Source organism: Bacillus sp. 205(2023), from assembly GCF_037027485.1.
GTDB classification, from domain to species: Bacteria; Bacillota; Bacilli; order Bacillales; family Bacillaceae; genus Bacillus; species Bacillus halotolerans.
The window spans coordinates 743893-762562 of sequence record NZ_JAXCHF010000001.1; the positions used below are offsets into that span (position 1 = coordinate 743893).

An 18670-nucleotide genomic window follows, 5' to 3' on the forward strand; every position below is an offset into this window, starting at 1 on the left:
GGAGCGGAAGTCCATGAATTTAGATCGTTTAACTGAATTGAGAAAAAAGAAAAATTGGTCGCTTCAATATACGGCTGACCTCCTGGGCATCGCAAAAAGCACATACGCGGGATACGAATCCGGCTACCGCCGCCCTTCGCTTGAGGCGCTGGCAATGCTGGCAGACCTTTTTGACACAACCTGCGATGACCTCTTAGGCCGCCCAAAGCAAAAGCAGACTGCTCCTCAGACCATTGAATTGACCACGTGGAGCAGCCTTGACATTGATATTGCTGTTGACGGCAAGCCGCTGTCTGAAGACGAAATTATACAGTTGATCACCTTTATCCGGACAAAGAGAAAAGTCCAGGAGGAACTGAGTTAATTTTCACTCAGGACTTAACTTTCCCGTAGGTTCCTCCTCCTCCGGCTTTCAGTTCAAGCTTTCCTGACCTCGCTTTCACAATAAGAGCGGCGGTTTTCGGCGGAACAACCCGCGCCAGATCCTCCTCTGAAGTCTCATGGAGAACAGCCATTTCTGTGCCAAAGGCAGTCTTCAGCTTGTCCAGGGTTTTCGGTCCGACACCCGGAACAAATTGCAGCGGTATCTGATGGACATATCTAGGACGCGTTATGCCTTTTCCAGACTGATCACTCAGTTCGCGCAGTCTCTCGCTGACACCCTTTGTCAATCTGGCACTTCCGCATTCCGCGCACGCCGTTGCCCCGCTCACTGTACGCTCCCCGCATACTTCACAAGCCGTTTGATAATACTTCCCCAACAGCGGATCTAATCCGTAATTTGCAGTAATTTTCCTGTTGTCCTGCCCCTTTAATGCAAGAGCAAACTCAGAAAAATCAGCTGACTGCACATATAGTTCATTATATTCTCTGCCGATCTTCCCTAAGGAATGCGCATCAGAATTTGTTAAAAATGAATATTTATTTAATTCGGATACCTGTGAAGCCATAGGTGTGTCACAGCTTAAACCAAGCTCGACCGCATCTATCATAGAAGGATCAAAAACCTCAGTTAAACTTGACTTAACCCCTTTTCCGTACAAGCTTTTGTAGGGCGTGAAAATATGGGCGGGGATAAACAATCCGCCCATTTCCTTTACTTTTTTTTGAAGGTTCAAGCCTGTTTCGTATATCCGCTGCGAGCTTAAGTGAATATTTTTCATCCGCGCTGAAAGCCAGGCTGAAAATTGTTTCATATCAGCGAGATTCGGCATAAAAGCGAGCACATGAATCGGCCCGCTGCAGGCTTCATCGTAAATCTCCAGCTCGCTTCCCAATAAAAGAGTTGTGCTGCGATAACGGATTCCGCCGCCCTCAAGCTCATGATACCTGCCTGAAGCAATGCCTTCCTCAAGCTCTATTATGACTTCCGGGGATTGGCAGTCAATAATCCCGAGAAGTTCAATCCCTTTATATTCACTGGCCTCAACCAAAATCCGGTCCAGCGTCAGGGTTTTTGCACCTGTTATTTTGACAGCCCTTCCTGTATAGGTCCGGCCGATATGAATGTGTAAATCCGCGTAAATCTTTTTCATTTTTATGCTTGCAGCGCTTCTTTCAGCTGAAGATATTGAATCGCATAAGCTGTCTTTGCGTCGTATACCTCACGCGACTCAACCAGCTTCAGTGCGTCTTCAAGCGTCACCTCCATCACTTCAACAAACTCGTCCTCATCAAGCTCCCGTTTTTCTTCAAGCACAGACAGCTCTTCCGCAAGAAAAACGTGAACAATTTCATCGGCAAAACCGGGCGATGTATAGAATGCTGTGATTTTCGTCAGCTTTTTCGCTGTGTATCCTGTTTCTTCTTCCAGCTCCCGAATCGCCGTATACTCCGGCTCTTCTCCTTTTTCCAGCTTTCCGGCCGGTATTTCAACGATCGTCCGCTCCAGCGGCTTCCGGAATTGTTTCACCATTATGATTTTCCCTTCGTCTGTGACAGCCAGCACCGCTACAGCACCCGGGTGTTTTACAATTTCGCGTTTACTCGTTTTTCCGTTTGGGAGCTCGACGTCCTCTACATAAAGATCAATAACTTTACCCGAAAAAATCTGTTCTTTAGCAATTGTTTTTTCTTCTAAGTGTTTCATTTCTTCATCTCCCGTTCTGTCTCTATATCATGCCCCATACATTTTATCATACTAGAGAAAAGGGGGCTTCTTTATGAAAGTGTACCGTATGCAAAAGGGCGTCGTTTTAGTGGGAAAAGCGTGGGAGGTGCGGGCGAAGCTCAAGGAATACGGGCGCACATTCCGGTATGTGAAAGATTGGGTTTCCGAGCCGTAAAAGTTGAAAACTCCGCTCCTTTATATTACGGTCATTACAAAGCCTAAAAAAAGGAGTGTGCACATGAGAAAGCGCAAACTAGGTTCATCTGATTTAGAAATAAGCGAAGTCGGACTTGGCTGTATGTCCCTTGGAACCGAAAAAAATAAAGCGCTGTCGATCCTTGATGAAGCCATTGAGCTTGGCATCAACTATCTCGACACAGCTGATTTGTATGACCGCGGCCGCAATGAAGAAATCGTCGGCGAAGCGATTCAAAACAGACGCCAGGATATTATTTTGGCAACGAAAGCGGGAAACCGCTGGAGTGACGAAAGTGAAGGCTGGTATTGGGACCCTTCAAAAGCTTACATAAAAGAAGCTGTGAAAAAGAGCTTGACACGTCTGAAAACGGATTATATCGACCTGTATCAGCTTCACGGCGGCACAATAGAAGATAACATTGATGAAACGATTGAAGCATTTGAAGAATTAAAACAAGAAGGTGTCATTCGTTATTATGGAATTTCTTCTATTCGCCCGAACGTCATTAAAGAATATGTGAAAAAGTCAAACATCGTCAGCATTATGATGCAATTCAGCCTGTTTGACAGACGGCCGGAGGAATGGCTCCCGCTTTTAGAGGAACATCAGATCAGTGTCGTTGCCAGGGGCCCGGTCGCTAAAGGGCTGCTGACTGAGAAACCGCTTGAACAAGCGGCTGACAGTATCAAACAAAACGGGTACTTATCCTATTCGTTCGAGACACTGACAAATGCCCGCAAAGCGATGGAGAATGTCGCGTCAGATCTGTCCATGACAGAAAAGTCGCTGCAGTATCTGTTAGCACAGCCTGCTGTCGCCTCAGTGATTACAGGCGCCAGTAAGATTGAGCAGTTACGGGAAAACGTTCATGCTGCAAACGCACGGCGTTTAAGTGAAGAGGAAATCAAAGCGCTCCAATCTCATACGGAACAAGACGTTTACGAAGCGCACCGCTCTTAACAGAAAAACCAGTACCTGTACAGGTGCTGGTTTATTTATATTGATGCCAATCCAACGGACTTTCATTTAGGAGCTCTTCGAAGGTTTTATTTTTTTCGATCTCCTTTTTCTTTCTGATCTGTTCTGCTTTTTCTCTTTTCTGTCTCTCCTGATTCTCTTCCTTCAATTGGCTTTTCATCTGCATCAGCTTTTCTTTTATATCGGATTGAAGGTCGTCTTTTAATTGGTGTTTGTCAGCGGATTTTTGTTTTTTCATGCTCGCTTCCCCCGTGTTTTGTTTTGAAGCCAGTTTATCATGGAGATTCAGGCTGAACAAGCAGACTCTCTTCGGAAAAACGCTGTCATATTTTTCTGCCGGCTCAGCAGCGTTTAGGTATAATGGTGTTAGAAGGTTATCCATAATAGAGTTGAAAGGTGCTGTGTCTTTTGAAAAGATTCCTTTTAGCCGTCGGCGCTGTCTTGGCAGCTGTAGCTGCTATCGGTATTTGTTTCACAAATATCATTATGTTCATAAAGAAAAAAACCGACGAAGAGATTATGAAAAGAGAAACAGATGACGGGCATAATGTATTTGAATCGTTTGAACGCATGGAGAAAACGGCTTTTGTGATTCCATCGGCATATGGATATGATATAAAAGGCTACTATGTTGCACCGCACGATACATCAAATACAATGATCATCTGCCACGGTGTGACCGTGAATGTATTGAATTCTCTCAAATATATGGATTTATTTCTTGATCTCGGCTGGAATGTGCTGATTTACGATCATCGCCGGCATGGACAGAGCGGCGGAAAGACTACAAGCTATGGTTTTTATGAAAAGGATGATTTACACGAGGTCGTCAAATGGGTCAAAGACAAAACCGGTAACCGCGGATTGGTTGGAGTTCATGGTGAATCAATGGGAGCAGTGACTGCTCTGTTGTATGCAGGCGCACATCCTGACGATGGCGCTGATTTTTATATTGCCGATTGCCCGTTTGCAAGCTTCGAGGAACAGCTTGCGTATCGTCTGAAAGCGGAATACCGGCTGCCTTCCTGGCCGATTCTTCCCATTGCCGACTCCTTTTTACGGTTCAGGGACGGCTACCGCGCACGGGATGTATCTCCGCTTGCCGTCATCGAAACGATCGAAAAGCCGGTCCTCTTTATTCACAGCAGGCACGATGATTATATTCCTGTTTCTGCAACCGAGCGGCTTTATAAAAAAAAGCCCGGTCCAAAGGAACTCTATATTGCTGAAGCTGGAGAACACGCCATGTCGTATACAAAAAATCGGGACACGTATCGAAAAACCGTGCAAGCCTTTTTAGACAAAATAACGTAAAAAGCGAAAGGCCCCTTTCGGCCTTTCGCTTTTCCATCATAAAACGTCGGTGATGCCATCCATATGTTCACTGATCCATTCAATCGCAAGGTCTATCGTAGTAAACTCCTGCGCTTCAAATGTCATTTCATCCTGCAAAAGCCAAACATCCTTCTCGACGGATTGCGCTCCTCCGATTGACCAATGCAGCAGGGTGTAGGGATGGTTTTTGTTCAGAAAGGATACCCACGTTTTATTCTGTGCTGTATTCTTAATTGACTTCAGCTTTTGTTCCACGTTTCGTGTCTCCCTACTTTACTAATATGCTCATTCTTGGACTGAGCATTTGAGCCGGACTTTTCAGCGCCAGCGTTTTGGCTTTTTCATTGTAATCGATTGTCATTTGATCGTCAAAAAACACTTTTTGCGACGACTGGATATATAGCGGAATGCCGTTCGTTTCCAGCTGCTCACACTGTCCCGCTAATTCCTCTGTCACCCAGATGGTCGGTACACCGCTTACTGCGCAGCCGCATCCTTCAGCGTCATAACGGAGCTGTGCCTTTTTTCCCGGGTTGGCGTCAAGCGCCTGCTGCAGTGCCTGTTTTGCTGCATCTGTCACATGAATGTTCATAAGGTGAAACCCCCGTTTTTTTCATTTTCGCTATTGTAGCACACCACGCGTCCGTTCGCATTGTTTCTGCCTTTTTTCCACCGCTTCGCTTTTTCTTCTGCAGCCTTGATCCAATCGGTTTTTCCCTGTATGTACTGCTTGATATTGTCCGGGTACTGGGCCGCCAGCTGTTTTTTGAGCGCGGCGTATTCATTCGCTATCTCCGGATGAGCTGTGAGATAATCTCTGAACACCAAATGCCGTTCAATAGCAGGATGCCCTCCCTCATAAATATGAACATGATGAGTACGCTTATTTCCGCCCTTTTGAAAATAGCGTCTGCCAATCATGCCGTTTTCTCCTTTCGGCATATAGCCGAGCTCCGCCATTTTCGAATCATATTGGTTCACGGCCGCGATATCCTTTACTGCAATCAGGATATCAATGACCGGCTTTGCCGCCATATTTGGTATCGATGTGCTTCCGACATGATGCACGTCAATAATCTCCGGGCCGAGCACAAGCTTCAGACGATCTTTTTCCTCTCTGAACAGCCTTGCCCATTCTTCATTGTAGTGAACGACTTCAACCTTTCTTTTCGGATAGAGATGAAAGACTGACAGAAAAAGCCCCTCTGACGCTTTGACGGTTTTCGTCTTTACAAACCCTGCCTGCGTATACAGCGACACGGCCGGGTTGTTTTTCTCGGCTGTTACTACCTCGATTTTCTCAGCGTCTTCGTTCTGATCAATAACAAATTGCACGAGTGCTCGTCCGATGCCTTTTCTGAAACCGTCGGGATGCACAACAAGCCTGCAAATGGTCAGCTCATGCATAAACTTCTCGTATGAAATGACACCGAGCAGTTTCCCGTCTTCCCGGTATCCCGCAAATTGCTCCTGAGAGGCTCTGATATCCTCAGCTTTTTCGTGTAAAGCTGGGATTCCGTCAAAACCGATAAGCTCCGCTTCTTTTACATAAGCTGGCTTTTGAACGTCAATAATCTCACGCGATACAGCCTCTACCTTATGCTGAAGAAATCCAATCATTTGTTTTCTCCTGAAAACAGCCGCTGCTTCTCGACTTTGGCGATGCGGACCGCATACGATTCATACCATACGCTTTTTCCTTTCTCTTTCGCTGCCTGGTGTTCGGTGTGATGCTTCCAATGATTGATTGCGTCCATACTCTCCCAATAGGAAACTGTGATGCCGGTTCCATCCGCTCCGCGAATGCTTTCCACACCTAAAAATCCGGGCTGGCTCGCCGCAAGCAAAACCATCCGCTCTGCTGTTTCTCCATATGCTTCGTCATTTTCACTTTTGACAGAAGAAAAGATAACAGCATAATAAGGAGGCTCAGGTGTTTTTGATAAAAAATCCATAGCGGTTCCTCCTCATATGTTTTTCACAAAAAGGACCCTGTCCTGGCCCGGTCCATCGTAATTTGCAAATACTGAGATGCCATTCACTGTTTTGCTGCCTTTTTCAATTTCAAATCCCAGTCTTGTATGATACGCGATTGACACCTTATTTACCGGGGACGTGACGCACTTTACCCGGGTGCATCCCCTCTTCTTAACTGTTTCAATAAACACATCGTATAATTGTTTTCCAATTTGCATTTTTCTGAAATCTGGATGCACACCGGAAAAATGGATGTATGCCGTTACAGGATCTGATTGCGATTGAAATCCGATTAAAAATCCAGTCATGCTGTTATGTTCATGTGTGATAAAGCTGGTGTCCTGAAAATGTTCAAAAAATAATCGCGGGAGCTTTTCTTTCAGCTGCCTGCCGCCCCACCATTCATTCATTACAGACGTTACCATTTCATAATCTGAAGACGTGATTGTTCGAATATCCATTACGATTTGATCTCCCTCCGTCTGGCAAAACGAATGTCTCTTTTTCTCACAATATAAAAATTATATTTTGCCTGACTGGAATTGTAAATGCCTTCTTTTCTGTATCATACGTTTCCAGACTGCTGACGGAACAATGTTTGCTATTTTCACATCTAGTTCTCCCCCTCCAGGAGGGGGAGCATTTACAGAAAAATATCAAGCACCTGATCAAGTCTCAGCTTACAGAGCTTGCCGGCGTCCCCTTTTAGCCACACTGTTTTTTCAAATTCCTCATAGCGGCAGATTTTCCCGCTGCAGGTGACAATTTCGCCATCTTGAAAGCAGCTGACAGTAATATCCTGAGCAAATTCCATTGCCATGCAAAGCGTTTGGTTCATCTCCTCCAGCTTATCCGAATCAAGGATTGGCCTTTGCAGCTTCTGTTTATGGTGTTTTCTCTCAAGCAGGCTTTGTTTATGTTCAGGCAGAAACATTCGGCTTCCTTCCCACAGCAGATTGCCTCTTTTTAAATGCTCATTCATTTATAATGCCCTCCTATTTTAGCCGCACGTTCAAACGCCTGGCCTGCCGCTGTCAGTGAGGCCGCCCTGATGATCGCCGTGTCGCCGAACCGGTTTTTAATCCCGTCCATCACATAGCCGAGGCTCATCTTCTTTGCATAATCCTGAAATAAATTAAGCTGCCATACTTCATCAGATGAGAGCTGAGAGAGATTGACCCCGAGGCGGCGGACAGGCTTCCCGTCCCAAAACTTGAGAAACAGTCTGCATACAGCCTGGTACACATCCTGCGTAGAATTGGTCGGTTCCGCCAGCTTCACTTGCCGGTTGAAGCCGGTCGGCAAATCAAAGTCAGCCCCCCTGCAGCTCACCGAAACCGTCTGCCCCATCATCCCGGCGTTTCGGCTTCGCCTGCATACCTCTTCACTCAGCTCCAGCAGAACGACCTTTATTTCTTTGTCAAAGTGTTCATAGTCTTTCGGGAGTGTCATTCCGTGGCCAATCGCTTTTTGTCCGTCCAGCGATGCCGTTGACACAGGAGAATAGTCGATTCCGTTCGCCGTCATCCACAGCACGTGTCCGTTAATGCCCCATTTCTTTTTTAAAAGCTCGAGCGGAAAAACCGCAAGCCCGCCGATCGTGCTGATGCCCATTCGATTTAAATGATGTTTCATCCGGCTCCCGACGCCAAACATACTCCCCACCGGAAGCGGCCACATCTCGGTTTTCATATTTTCTTTCGTTAACGTAAAAATACCGTTCTTATTCTTTTTGGCAAAATTGTCACACGCGATTTTGGCAAGCGCTTTATTAGGGCCGATTCCGACCCGGGCATAAATGCCGACCTCTCGCATGATTCTGTCCTGAATGCTTTTAGCAATTTCCTCGGGCGCTCCAAACAGCTTCTGGCTGCCTGTGATATCCATGAACTGCTCGTCAATGGAATAGGGCTCCACAAGATCTGTATATTCCTCTAAAATGGCGGTGATTTGCAGCGATACATCAATATACCGCTGCATACGAGGCCGGAGCACAACAGCTTCAGGGCACTTTTCCTGCGCTTCCCACAGGCGTGAGGCATTGGCTACCCCTTTTCGTTTCGCCAGCGGGCATGCAGCCAATACAACTCCGCCCCGCCTTTCCGGATCACCCGAAACAATCACCGGCTGATTTTTCAAATGTGGATTTTCCGCTTTCTCTACAGATGCATAAAACGATTGCATGTCAACGAGAAAAATCACTTTTTCTTTCATCATACACACCTCTAAAAAGAACTTATGTTCGCTTTCACTATTATATGCGAAAATACGTTCGATTTATACTGGTAAATGATTCTTGTCTGACAGAAAATATGATGCAAGGGTTTGAGAGAAGGAAAACATTTAGTAGAATGAAAGCGAACCATAAAGATAGGAGAGTCAAAATGGAGAAATTTGTCGAAAAAATGCTGGGACAGGCATTGCGCCAATACGGCCGAAATGTCGCCGTTGATCCGTTAAGCCCGTATGAAAAACAAAGCCTGAAAGCTGCTTTAGAGGAAAGACAAAATGAAGATCCAGACGAGGACCTGCATGCGCATATAGAGGATATCATTTATGACTACGTCACAAACCAAGGGCTGTTTTCTTAGTGTCATGCACCTTCATTGTTGGAGAAATTTCGTATATCTGTTTTCGTATGGCCAGAAGGGACGCGGCTGATATTGACGGGAAGCGCCCCTTCTCATGTAAGGACGCTCAAGCCCATCAATAAACTTTACTCACTCAGCATTTGACGATATGAGCTAGAGCCTGATGGGTCAACGTCTTTAAACGGAAATCCGTTTGCTTCTCCCGCATTCCTGATGTCTTTAAACTGGCCAGGCATTTCTGCTCAATGAGAATTGCACTTTCATGGTGAGATATAAGCGCCAGACAAAAATCCGCGTACTTCAACCTCCGCTTCAACGGCGTAAACGCCACCGTCAACGTGAAACATGAACCATTCAAAAACAAAGGTCATCCTGCGCACACATAGTGTAATACAATCCCATATAAACCGGTAAGTAAAAATATTTAATCCTCCGTTGGATAAGGAAATTTTTTCATGTATGATAGAAAAAGATCTTACTAACAGGAGAGAACAATAGACATGAAGACATGGAAAGATATCCACCCAATCAGCTGGACAATTATTATCGGATCCATTTTTGGCAGGATGGCAACATCGATGAGCATTCCGTTTTTAGCGATTTATTTAACAGCTGTCCAAGGCGCATCAGCGTCCTACGCGGGGCTTGTCATTGCGGCGAGCTCATCAGTCGGTATCATTGCAAGCTTTTATGGCGGATATATCTCGGACAAATTCGGCAGAAAGAACATGATGCTTGTATCCATTTTCGGCTGGATGCTGGTGTTTGCAGGGTTTGCGGCCGCTTCTCACCTCTGGGTATTTTTTGTGGTAAATGCGTTAAACGGACTTTGTAAATCACTGTTTGAACCTGCTTCAAAAGCTTTGCTGTCAGATATGACAGAAGAAAAAACAAGATTGCTGGTTTTTAATTTACGGTATGCAGCCATTAATATCGGCGTTGTCTTCGGCCCTGTGCTCGGTCTGTACTTTGGTTCATCACAATCTACCGCTCCTTTTTTGGTGCCCGCGGTGATTTATGGGATATACGGTGTCATCCTTGCCATCCAATTTAAAAAGCATCCACCCGCGACATTAGAACAATCCAGAAATATGAATGTACGGGAAGCGTTTATGGTAACGCAAAAGGATCGTCTTTTTACAGTTGCTCTTATCGGCATTACACTATGCAGCTTCGGCTATTCGCAGTTCAGCTCTACATTCCCGCAATATATGGCGCAAAATCCTTTTATCGAAAATGGGACAAAATTGTACGGCTTGATGCTGACATTAAACGCAATTGTTGTTTTGGCAACACAGTTTCCCATCGTCCACCTTGGTAAACGGTTTTCGCCGCTTTGCTCCCTGATGCTCGGCAATATCATGATCAGCGCCAGCATGATGATCCTTACCATGTCACACGGGGTTTCTTCACTTGTTATCATTGTGATTGCATTTACAATTGGAGAAGTGCTCTTATTCTGTATGATGGATTTGTTTGTAGACCAGATTGCAAAACCCGGATTAAAAGGAACGTATTTCGGAGCGATCGGCTTTTCGCAGTTTGGGAATGTGATTGGCCCTTGGGCCGGCGGCTTATGTATAGATGCATTTGGTGCCGGGCATCCAAGTTCCATTTTTTCTGTCCTTAGCGGCATCACCCTGCTTGGCCTGCCGTTTTTAGTGTTTGCCTATCGGAGGATGAAAGCGGGAATTACTGAGCAGCAATCCGAACTGGGGAAGCCGCTTTAACACAAGAAGACGGGAGAGAATCGCTCTCTCCCGCAAAAACGAGGTGATGAAATATGAATATAGGTGATATCATGTTTCAGCTGATCGTATTTTTCATGTTTGCCGCTGTTATCTCGGCGGCTGTGATCGGCTCTACATATGCGAAAAACCGTAAAGCACAGCTGGACCGAATCGAAAAAAAGCTTAACAGCATGTCCGAAGACCAAAACGATTAACCGCTTGGGGCAACGAGCTCTACCTTGATCCGGTCAGGGTCCTCACAATAGACTGCATAATGCCCGTCTCCTCCGGCAAAAGGATGCCGGTCTCGGTACAGCCTTTTGCCAACAGTTTTTCAGTCATCAGGTCGACTTGAAGCTTGATTTCAGCATGAAACGCGAGATGGTTCAGGCCGACACGGCACCTGTGATATTTCGGCTCTAGACATTCTTCTTTTGCCTGAACAATCACAAAGTAAAAGTGATCATTCTTCCAGCTGATGCCGGAACTCCATTTTTGAAACTCTTTATAGCCGCTTCCAAACCGGAGACATACAGTTCAATATGGTGCATAATGATCACACCCTTCTGACTAACACTTCTTCTACCTTATGCCGGTCTCCCTTTCGCAATATTAAATCTGACCTGAATTTAGTCGGCAAAATATTTTCATATAAATTAGGGCGGTTGACACTCTCCCAAATCGAGGTTGCCATCTCGTCAGCCTCCTGGTCAGACAGGTCTTTAAATTTATGAAAATACGAGTCAGGATTTTGAAAGGCTGTTTCCCGAAGAAGGCGGAAACGCTCTAAATACCAGGTAAGAATCCGGCTTTCGTCCGCATCGACGTAAATTGAAAAATCAAAGAAATCGGAAACAAAGATGCGGGGATTTTCCCGGTCATCCTCCAAGGTCGGCGATTGAAGAACATTAATCCCTTCGATGATCACGATATCAGCCTGTTCTACAACCTCGAACACACCTTCCTCGCGGTCATAGGTTAAATGAGAATATACCGGGGCCTTTACTCTTTCTTTTCCTGACTTTACGTCATTCAAAAATTCGAGGAGCGCTTTCACATCATAGCTTTCAGGAAATCCTTTTCTTGACAGCAAGTTTTTCTTCTTCAGCTCAGCTGTAGGAAATAAAAAGCCGTCTGTCGTGATCAGGCTGACCTTGGGGCGATCCGGCAAACGCGAAAGCAGCTTCTGCAAAATCCGCGCTGTCGTGCTTTTCCCGACTGCAACACTGCCGGCAATGCCGATGATAAACGGAATTTTGGCTGAATGAGGGTGCTTCAAAAAAACATTCACATGCTTATTTCGTTCGGCAGCCGACTTGACATGCAAATGAAGCAGGCGAACAAGCGGAATATAGATCGTCTCCACTTCCTCTACGGATAGATGATCATTCAGCCCTTCAACAGCTTTTGCCTCTTCTTCAGAAACAGCAATCGACAAATGGCCCCCAAATCCTGACCAAGACTGCCGGCTGTGCTGTGTATATAAAGTATGTAAATTAAGCTCTTTATTTTTCACTGTTTACACCTGACTCTCTGTAGCTTTAAACAAACGCTTACAAAGATTGTAACGGAAAACATTCCTACTGTCTGCTTATTTTTTCAATTTACCTTTTAACAAGTCAGCACCGATTCGGTTATATGCAGCCATTTCTTCTTTCGGAACCATACTGCCTCCCGTTCCCCAGACAACATGTACGGCATTTTTCATGCTGAGACGCAGATCATTTTCAGACATGTCGTGTTTCCCGGTTTCCGATAAAAACAGCTGAACAGGCCCGAACATGCCGGCAAGCGCAGACGGCTCTAAATGCTTATTTTCAGATAAAGCCAGCAAATGAAGCAAGGTATACAGCGTTTCGTCTTCAATTGTATAACAGCCGCTCAGCAAAGGTTCTATCAGATTGCCGACAAATCCTGACGGACGCCCTACGGCAAGCCCGTCAGCAGCCGTTACATTATCCAAGCCGATATCCTGCACAGAGATCTGGTCATGCAGGCCGGAATATAGACCTAAGAGCATAGACGGTGAATGGGTAGGCTCCCCGAAAAATACATGGACATGGTTTCCATACAATAGCTTCAGTCCAAATGCCACACCGCCCGGCCCTCCGCCGACTCCGCAAGGCAAATACACAAACAGCGGTGTTTCAGGACCAGGCTCGATATCCATAAAGCTGAGCTGTGTTTTTAAACGACTGGCCGCTACCGCATATCCTAGGAACAGCTGGCGGGAATGTTCATCATCAATAAAATAACAGAATGGATCTTGTTCCGCCTGCCGCCGTCCTTCTTTAACCGCTTCACTGTAATCTGATTCGTACTCGATTACGGTGACGCCCTTTTTGCGAAGTAAATCCTTCTTCCACTGTTTAGCGTCGGAGGACATATGCACCGTCACTCGAAAACCTAGTTTGGCGCCAATGATGCCGATGCTTAAACCAAGATTGCCTGTTGAGCCGACAGCAATGGAATAGCGTGAGAAAAATGAAGTGAACCGCTCTTCGTGCAAGATGCGGTAATCATCTGTTTCCTTAAGCATTCCTTCTTGAAGCGCAAGCTCCTCCGCATGTTTCAGCACTTCATAAATACCGCCGCGTGCTTTAATCGATCCCGAAATCGGAAGCTCATGATCGCACTTTAAAAGCCATCTCCCCGGAAACGTTGCGCCATACACTTCCTCCAGCTTCTTTTTCATATGGCGTATTTCAAAAAGCGGCGATTCAATCATCCCTTCGGCAGCTTTTGTTTCCGGAAACGCCTCGGCAATATAAGGAGCAAACCGCCGAAGTCTTTTGTCCGCCTCGGCTATCTCGCTTTCCCACTCAGCCGCTTGTAGAACCATCCCCTCTTTCTTGCCGGGATTAGCCCAGAATACCGGTCGTGCATCAATCAATTTCTGAATAAATGGATCTTTTATCAGATTACGCAAAGTTTCTTGATTTATCGACATCAGCCATTTCTCCTTCCTTTAACAAATGTATATGTTTATAAAAAACTGCCTGCAAACACACCAAAGGCGCCTCACACAGGCAGTTCCATGCTTATTTTTTCATGAACACCCGTCCAGCCAGCTTTTCCACAAGGGCTGGAAACAGCTGATATAGCTTTGTGCCGGCATTCATCAAACGAGGAAGGTTGATTTCACGTTTGTTCGTCATAATGGCAGACGCGATTTGTGCTGCCACATCATCTGGGTCAAGCATCCAGCGTTCGACATTTTTGGCATAGTCTCCGCCTTTGTCAGCAATAGAAAAAAAGTCAGTCTGAATCGGTCCTGGATTGACTGTCGTCACATGGACGCCCGTGCCCGCCAGCTCCATACGCAAAGCGTTTGAATAGCCGAGCACAGCATGTTTTGTCGCTGAATAAAGGCTGGATTTCGGCGTGGCAATTTTCCCTGCTTGAGAGGCAATATTGATGATATGGCCGCTTTTTTGCTCAAGCATATGCGGAAGAACAGCTTTTGTACAGGCGATCAGACCGAAAACATTGACATCAAACATTGATTTCATCTCATCAAGTGTAGAGTCTAAAACCGTTTCAAAAATACCGAAGCCTGCATTATTGATCAGCACATCAACCGGACCGATCTGATCACGGACGAGGGTGATATCTTCAAGACGGGAGACATCCAGAGGGAAAATATCACACTGTCCGCTCCATTCCTCGGTCATTTTTCTTTTGATTTCCTTCAAACGATCCTCACGTCTTGCCGACAGCAAAACATGGGCTCCTTCAGCCGCACATAAATAAGCGATTCTTTCACCAAGCCCTCCTGAAGCACCTGTAATCCAAATACGCTTGCCAGCTATATTTTTCACCCTGTTCACCTCTCTATTGCTCTAAAGTATGCGGTTTTTCCATCCCAATATGACGTGATGCCTGCTTCGGCTGCCAATATATCAAGATGCCCAACCGTTTCTGACATCGTTAAAAACAACTCTTTTGCATAAACGGCAGGAAAGAGCTGCTGACAGACCTGAAAAGCGGTAAGCGGTTTTTCCGACAGTATATGACGCACATCCTCGGTTCGGCTGCTCTGCTTGTCAAACCGCTTCTTGATCAGTGCTCGTACATTGCCAATCGTCTCGCCATGACCGGGAAACACTGTGTTCGGGGCAAGTTCAGACAGCCTCCGCAACGACCGCTGATAATCCAGTAAAGGCTCCGATCTTTTTTCTCCCGTTTTTGGCGCTTCAAGAATCGGGTTAGACGAGCTGTTCGCCAGCAGCAAATCACCGCCAAGCATTCTTCCGGTCTTTTCATGTAAGAGAACAATATGCGACTCTGCATGTCCGGGCATTTCCAGAACAGTCCAGTCACCCATCCCGTCAATTTTCATCCCTTCCGTAACCGTTTGGGTCAAGGATCTTGTACAGGAAAATGCGTACGCCGACCGGATGAGCCTTTCTGCTTTCACATCATCAAATGGAACGCCTAACTCAGGCAGCAGCTTTTGAAAAAAATGTTTTTGCCACTCCATAAATGCCTTGTCTCTACTGATATATGGTTCGTTAAACGGATGTCCAATCACTTTAATATCATCAGAAAAAACATCAAGCAACCCCGCATGATCCGCGTGATGGTGAGTCAGCACGATCTGCTCAATATCTGACATTTCTATACGTATACTAGCAAGCTGCTCTTTTAGGACTTCAGCTGCTTCTTTAGTGTTCGGTCCGGCATCGATCAGTGTCAGCGCGTCACCTTTTACTAAGTAAACGATGACATCACCGACGGCAAACGGTGTCGGGACGCGAATCGGAATGATATCTGCAGTTGTCATTCTTTTGCTCCTTGTCTTCATTCATTACTCATATTTTAGCTTTTTCCCGGTCTTGTGTCATTATTGCCGTATGAGAATGTCCCTTTTTGAAAAAGCTATTGACATTAGCTTATCCCCCATTGCATAATGAACAACAACTAAAATGAGAACCATTGGAACGCTATGACGAGGAATAGTATACAGGCAATGGCCAGAGAGAGCGATATCCCCAGGCTGAAAGGTATCGCGGCCCGCTTGTTTGTAGAACCTGCCCTCAAGTCGCGGTTAGGAAAACCTAAACGTTTCCCGCGTTACGGGATTTGAGCTGAGCACAAGTTGTGCTAATGAGGGTGGTACCGCGAACCTTTTCGTCCTTTACGTGATGAAAAGGTTTTTTGTTGTTCTGATAGAAGGAGGATATCCATGAAAAAGATAGGATTTGTCGGCGCCGGGTCCATGGCTGAAGCAATGATCAACGGCTTTTTGCAAAGCGGCATTACAAAACCTGAAAATATTTATATCACAAACAGGTCAAACGAAGAGAGACTCAATGAATTAAAGGAAATGTACGGCGTGCGTCCATGCAGGGATAAGAGCGAGTTTTTCACACAAACAGATATCGTCGTTCTCGCTTTTAAGCCTAAGGATGCGGCAGAGAGCATTGACAGCATTCGTTCTTACATGAAGGATCAGCTTGTCATTTCTGTGCTTGCAGGCCTAACCATCGAAACCATTCAGCATTATTTCGGCAGAAAGCTTGCTGTCATACGGGTGATGCCGAATACTTCAGCTGCCATCAGAAAATCAGCAACCGGATTTTCCGTAAGCGCTGAAGCAAGCCAAGACGATATCACGGCGGCTACAGCATTGCTAGAAACCATCGGTGACGCCACATTGGTTGAGGAGCAGCACCTTGATGCCGTTACCGCGATAGCAGGCAGCGGTCCCGCTTACCTGTATCGCTATATCGAAGCGATGGAAAAAGCGGCGCAAAAGGTCGGTTTAGATGAGGAAACGGCTAAAAAACTGATCCTGCAGACAATGGCAGGCGCAACAGACATGCTTCGTCAAAGCGGAAAACAGCCCGCACAGCTGCGAAGGGAGATTACGAGCCCAGGGGGAACAACAGAGGCAGGCCTTCGCGCTTTAACGGAAGCCCGCTTTGAAGAAGCGATCATTCATTGTATTGAAGAAACAGCCAAACGAAGCGCTGAAATCAAAGAGCAATTTGCCGGAGCCGCCTTAGAGAAGCATTTATAGAAAAAAAGAAGACAGAAGGCAAAGCGCTTTCTGTCTTCTTTTATCTTAAGGCTGGCTGGCAGCTTCTGATTGTTTTAATAATGCAGAGATTGTAAAGGAAAGCAAGTCGGGAAGCACCTCAAAGGAATAAGGCACATACAGTCTTTCTGTCCATTTGTGCGGGTCTTTTCCAGCCGGGCCGACATTTAATACCGGGACATACAGCGCCTTGTCTTTACTGCTGGGAAGTGAATATCCTCTGTTAAAGAGCGGCATATTGCTTGTGTATGCACCAACCTCCTGTTTTTCCAGCTGAAGATAGCTCAAATCCGAGAGTCCTGGGAAATACTGAACCTCCCGTAAAGCAATGCCGTACCTGTCAGCTGCATATTGAATGAGCTTGCCAGCAGTATTCTTGATTATCTGATCGTTCTTTGATGACACTGCCGGATAAAATGGAGGGCTGTAAAAGAGAACGATGAGCGGCGCATCTTCCTTACACAGCGCTGCGAGATCAGATACAATTCTAGTCGAAAAATCCCTGTCTCCAAGATCTCCCCTGTTTGCATAAGTGAAATTCAGCACCCGTTCTGTTTCCGAGCTTCCGACACGCCTTTTCGCACGTGCAAGCAGCTCATCAAATGTAAAAACAGAGACAGTTCGTTCAATTGGATGAAATGGCTCAAACTTCTGGAAATCACGTGTTTTTTGCTGAATATGGTTTGAAATCTTCTCTGCCGCCTGCTCTGCGGTTCTCCGCAGCATGTTATGCAGCTCACTCGCAGAACGCTTCATTGTCAGTACATTAAATAAGGTAACGGCCGTATGCGGTGTTTGGACGGAATATGCCTCCTTCAAGTCCTTTTGCATTAAGTTTACCGGCGGCGGGGTGACTTCCCCGTCAGCCATTTCGCAGTAATTCACGTTCAGTTCCAGCAGACGGTTGATCTCAGAAACCATTAAATTTGCATTTAAACCGGAAAACGGCTCTCCGACATGCGTCTCTATCCCTTTGCAGAAAAACCCTGCGAGAACCTTGCCGATGCTTCCTGAATACACATATTGCTGCTGGTCGCCCGGAAACTTTTCAAACATCGGTTCGCTATTCAAACAAGCAGTGTATGTAAGATGATATTTTTTCTCCATTTCTTTCAGCGCAGGAACGGCTTCGATCATTCCCCTTGAATTCACTTCCTCATCAGGAACCGTAATCAAAAGCACATTCCCATCAAAATGACCATTCATTGCCCGCTCAAGCATCGACAGCTGAACAGCCAGCCCCGCTTTCATATCCATCGTGCCTCTCCCGAACAGCCAGTCGCCGCTTTCCGCGTCTGTTCTCACACGTTTAGGAAGCAACTCTTTTTTCTCTAAAAAGGAGTTCAAAAGCTCAGCCGGCTTACAAGCCATATGTTTGAATTCTCCGTAGTCCTCTATGTCCACGACGTCAAAATGACTCAGCAAGAGCACCGCCTGTTTGACATCTTTCTTTTTGACAAGCGCTGTCAAAAACGTTCTGCCGTCTTCCATCGGATGGAGTGTTACATGATCAGGGTTATTTTGAAAATAAGGCTTGTCCTTTAAAAGATAATAAAGATATTCTGCAAGTGCGGCCTCCCCTTTCGAACCGGTGACACTTTCGTACTGGACAAGAGAAGTTAAAAGGGTAAGCAAATCATCCTTAGTCTGCCAATTCATCATTTCCGCCCTCCTATGTATAAAAACGCTTCGATCCTAAAAAATAAA

At 45.9% G+C, this 18670-nt stretch carries 22 protein-coding genes and 2 pseudogenes; 8 read left to right on the forward strand and 16 right to left on the reverse strand.

What is annotated here, in order from left to right:
* The first annotated feature begins 13 nt into the window (after nucleotides 1-13).
* Entirely contained in the window at nucleotides 14-364 is a 351-nt protein-coding gene (locus WA325_RS03545; protein ID WP_024121939.1) for a helix-turn-helix domain-containing protein, read from the forward strand.
* 7 nt (nucleotides 365-371) lie between these two features.
* Here WA325_RS03545 and WA325_RS03550 read toward each other — a convergent pair whose 3' ends face one another.
* Together WA325_RS03550 and nudF are read right to left on the reverse strand one after the other, a co-directional pair.
* Nucleotides 372-1535, reverse strand: coding sequence for a TIGR00375 family protein (locus WA325_RS03550; protein WP_105954901.1), 1164 nt, complete (start codon nucleotides 1533-1535; stop codon nucleotides 372-374).
* 2 nt (nucleotides 1536-1537) lie between these two features.
* Nucleotides 1538-2089: an ADP-ribose pyrophosphatase gene (gene nudF / locus WA325_RS03555; protein ID WP_105954900.1), complete on the reverse strand. Its 552-nt coding sequence runs from the start codon at nucleotides 2087-2089 to the stop codon at nucleotides 1538-1540.
* A gap of 73 nt (nucleotides 2090-2162) precedes the next feature.
* Between nudF and mciZ the strand changes: the two genes are divergently transcribed.
* Both mciZ and WA325_RS03565 read left to right on the forward strand, forming a co-directional pair.
* On the forward strand, nucleotides 2163-2285 hold the full coding sequence (gene mciZ, locus WA325_RS03560; RefSeq protein WP_024121940.1) for a Z-ring formation inhibitor MciZ: 123 nt from the start codon (nucleotides 2163-2165) through the stop codon (nucleotides 2283-2285).
* A gap of 63 nt (nucleotides 2286-2348) precedes the next feature.
* Nucleotides 2349-3269 (forward strand): aldo/keto reductase, encoded by a 921-nt coding sequence (locus WA325_RS03565; RefSeq protein WP_105954899.1) that lies wholly within the window; start codon nucleotides 2349-2351, stop codon nucleotides 3267-3269.
* A 31-nt stretch (nucleotides 3270-3300) separates the two neighbouring features.
* Here the strand turns inward: WA325_RS03565 and WA325_RS03570 are convergent, their stop codons facing one another.
* Complete coding sequence (locus WA325_RS03570; protein WP_105955075.1) at nucleotides 3301-3525, reverse strand: YqkE family protein; 225 nt, start codon at nucleotides 3523-3525, stop codon at nucleotides 3301-3303.
* 170 nt (nucleotides 3526-3695) lie between these two features.
* Here WA325_RS03570 and WA325_RS03575 point away from each other — a divergent pair, with 170 nt between their 5' ends.
* Nucleotides 3696-4601 carry an alpha/beta hydrolase gene (locus WA325_RS03575; RefSeq protein WP_105954898.1) on the forward strand — a complete coding sequence of 302 codons (906 nt, stop codon included), beginning with the start codon at nucleotides 3696-3698 and terminating at the stop codon, nucleotides 4599-4601.
* A 36-nt stretch (nucleotides 4602-4637) separates the two neighbouring features.
* Here WA325_RS03575 and WA325_RS03580 read toward each other — a convergent pair whose 3' ends face one another.
* The 7 genes and pseudogenes from WA325_RS03580 to WA325_RS03610 form a co-directional block, all read right to left on the reverse strand.
* Nucleotides 4638-4877 carry a DUF2552 family protein gene (locus WA325_RS03580; RefSeq protein ID WP_044154756.1) on the reverse strand — a complete coding sequence of 80 codons (240 nt, stop codon included), beginning with the start codon at nucleotides 4875-4877 and terminating at the stop codon, nucleotides 4638-4640.
* 13 nt (nucleotides 4878-4890) lie between these two features.
* The gene (locus WA325_RS03585; RefSeq protein WP_024121945.1) at nucleotides 4891-5214 is read right to left on the reverse strand and encodes an iron-sulfur cluster biosynthesis family protein; all 324 of its coding nucleotides are present in this window, start codon (nucleotides 5212-5214) and stop codon (nucleotides 4891-4893) included.
* On the reverse strand, nucleotides 5211-6242 hold the full coding sequence (locus WA325_RS03590) for a GNAT family N-acetyltransferase (RefSeq protein WP_105954897.1): 1032 nt from the start codon (nucleotides 6240-6242) through the stop codon (nucleotides 5211-5213). The genes WA325_RS03585 and WA325_RS03590 overlap by 4 nt, the downstream gene beginning before the upstream one ends.
* Nucleotides 6220-6577: pseudogene (locus WA325_RS03595) on the reverse strand (antibiotic biosynthesis monooxygenase family protein). Before WA325_RS03595 ends, WA325_RS03590 begins: the two are co-directional and overlap by 23 nt.
* 12 nt (nucleotides 6578-6589) lie before the next feature.
* On the reverse strand, nucleotides 6590-7060 hold the full coding sequence (locus WA325_RS03600) for a GNAT family N-acetyltransferase (RefSeq protein WP_105954895.1): 471 nt from the start codon (nucleotides 7058-7060) through the stop codon (nucleotides 6590-6592).
* 182 nt (nucleotides 7061-7242) lie between these two features.
* Complete coding sequence (locus tag WA325_RS03605) at nucleotides 7243-7581, reverse strand: YolD-like family protein (protein WP_105954894.1); 339 nt, start codon at nucleotides 7579-7581, stop codon at nucleotides 7243-7245.
* Nucleotides 7578-8816, reverse strand: coding sequence for a DNA polymerase IV (locus tag WA325_RS03610; protein WP_095713226.1), 1239 nt, complete (start codon nucleotides 8814-8816; stop codon nucleotides 7578-7580). Before WA325_RS03610 ends, WA325_RS03605 begins: the two co-directional genes overlap by 4 nt.
* Before the next feature lie 167 nt (nucleotides 8817-8983).
* Here WA325_RS03610 and WA325_RS03615 point away from each other — a divergent pair, with 167 nt between their 5' ends.
* The 3 genes from WA325_RS03615 (at nucleotide 8984) to WA325_RS03625 (ending at nucleotide 11135) form a co-directional block, all read left to right on the forward strand.
* Nucleotides 8984-9190 (forward strand): YqzH family protein, encoded by a 207-nt coding sequence (locus WA325_RS03615; protein WP_024121951.1) that lies wholly within the window; start codon nucleotides 8984-8986, stop codon nucleotides 9188-9190.
* Between the two features lie 500 nt (nucleotides 9191-9690).
* A complete protein-coding gene (locus WA325_RS03620) occupies nucleotides 9691-10920 on the forward strand; it encodes an MDR family MFS transporter (RefSeq protein ID WP_336183200.1) in 1230 nt (409 codons plus the stop codon).
* A 53-nt stretch (nucleotides 10921-10973) separates the two neighbouring features.
* Nucleotides 10974-11135: a hypothetical protein gene (locus tag WA325_RS03625; protein ID WP_024121954.1), complete on the forward strand. Its 162-nt coding sequence runs from the start codon at nucleotides 10974-10976 to the stop codon at nucleotides 11133-11135.
* On the opposite strand, the pseudogene WA325_RS03630 reads toward WA325_RS03625, so the two are convergent.
* The 5 genes and pseudogenes from WA325_RS03630 to WA325_RS03650 all read right to left on the reverse strand — a co-directional run bounded on the left by WA325_RS03630 (nucleotide 11132) and on the right by WA325_RS03650 (nucleotide 15706).
* A pseudogene (locus tag WA325_RS03630) lies at nucleotides 11132-11471 on the reverse strand (VOC family protein). The gene WA325_RS03625 and the pseudogene WA325_RS03630 overlap by 4 nt on opposite strands.
* Before the next feature lie 5 nt (nucleotides 11472-11476).
* Nucleotides 11477-12436 (reverse strand): type I pantothenate kinase, encoded by a 960-nt coding sequence (coaA, locus tag WA325_RS03635; protein WP_024121956.1) that lies wholly within the window; start codon nucleotides 12434-12436, stop codon nucleotides 11477-11479.
* A gap of 75 nt (nucleotides 12437-12511) precedes the next feature.
* Entirely contained in the window at nucleotides 12512-13870 is a 1359-nt protein-coding gene (dsdA, locus tag WA325_RS03640) for a D-serine ammonia-lyase (protein ID WP_185848855.1), read from the reverse strand.
* 91 nt (nucleotides 13871-13961) lie between these two features.
* Nucleotides 13962-14741, reverse strand: coding sequence for an SDR family NAD(P)-dependent oxidoreductase (locus WA325_RS03645; protein ID WP_105954889.1), 780 nt, complete (start codon nucleotides 14739-14741; stop codon nucleotides 13962-13964).
* A gap of 5 nt (nucleotides 14742-14746) precedes the next feature.
* Nucleotides 14747-15706, reverse strand: a complete 960-nt coding sequence (locus WA325_RS03650) for an MBL fold metallo-hydrolase (protein ID WP_336183201.1) — start codon at nucleotides 15704-15706, stop codon at nucleotides 14747-14749.
* A gap of 402 nt (nucleotides 15707-16108) precedes the next feature.
* Here WA325_RS03650 and proC point away from each other — a divergent pair, with 402 nt between their 5' ends.
* Nucleotides 16109-16945 carry a pyrroline-5-carboxylate reductase gene (gene proC, locus WA325_RS03655; RefSeq protein ID WP_257987517.1) on the forward strand — a complete coding sequence of 279 codons (837 nt, stop codon included), beginning with the start codon at nucleotides 16109-16111 and terminating at the stop codon, nucleotides 16943-16945.
* 45 nt (nucleotides 16946-16990) lie between these two features.
* On the opposite strand, the gene WA325_RS03660 is transcribed toward proC, so the two are convergent.
* Complete coding sequence (locus WA325_RS03660) at nucleotides 16991-18622, reverse strand: M20/M25/M40 family metallo-hydrolase (protein ID WP_336183394.1); 1632 nt, start codon at nucleotides 18620-18622, stop codon at nucleotides 16991-16993.
* Between the last annotated feature and the right edge of the window lie 48 nt (nucleotides 18623-18670).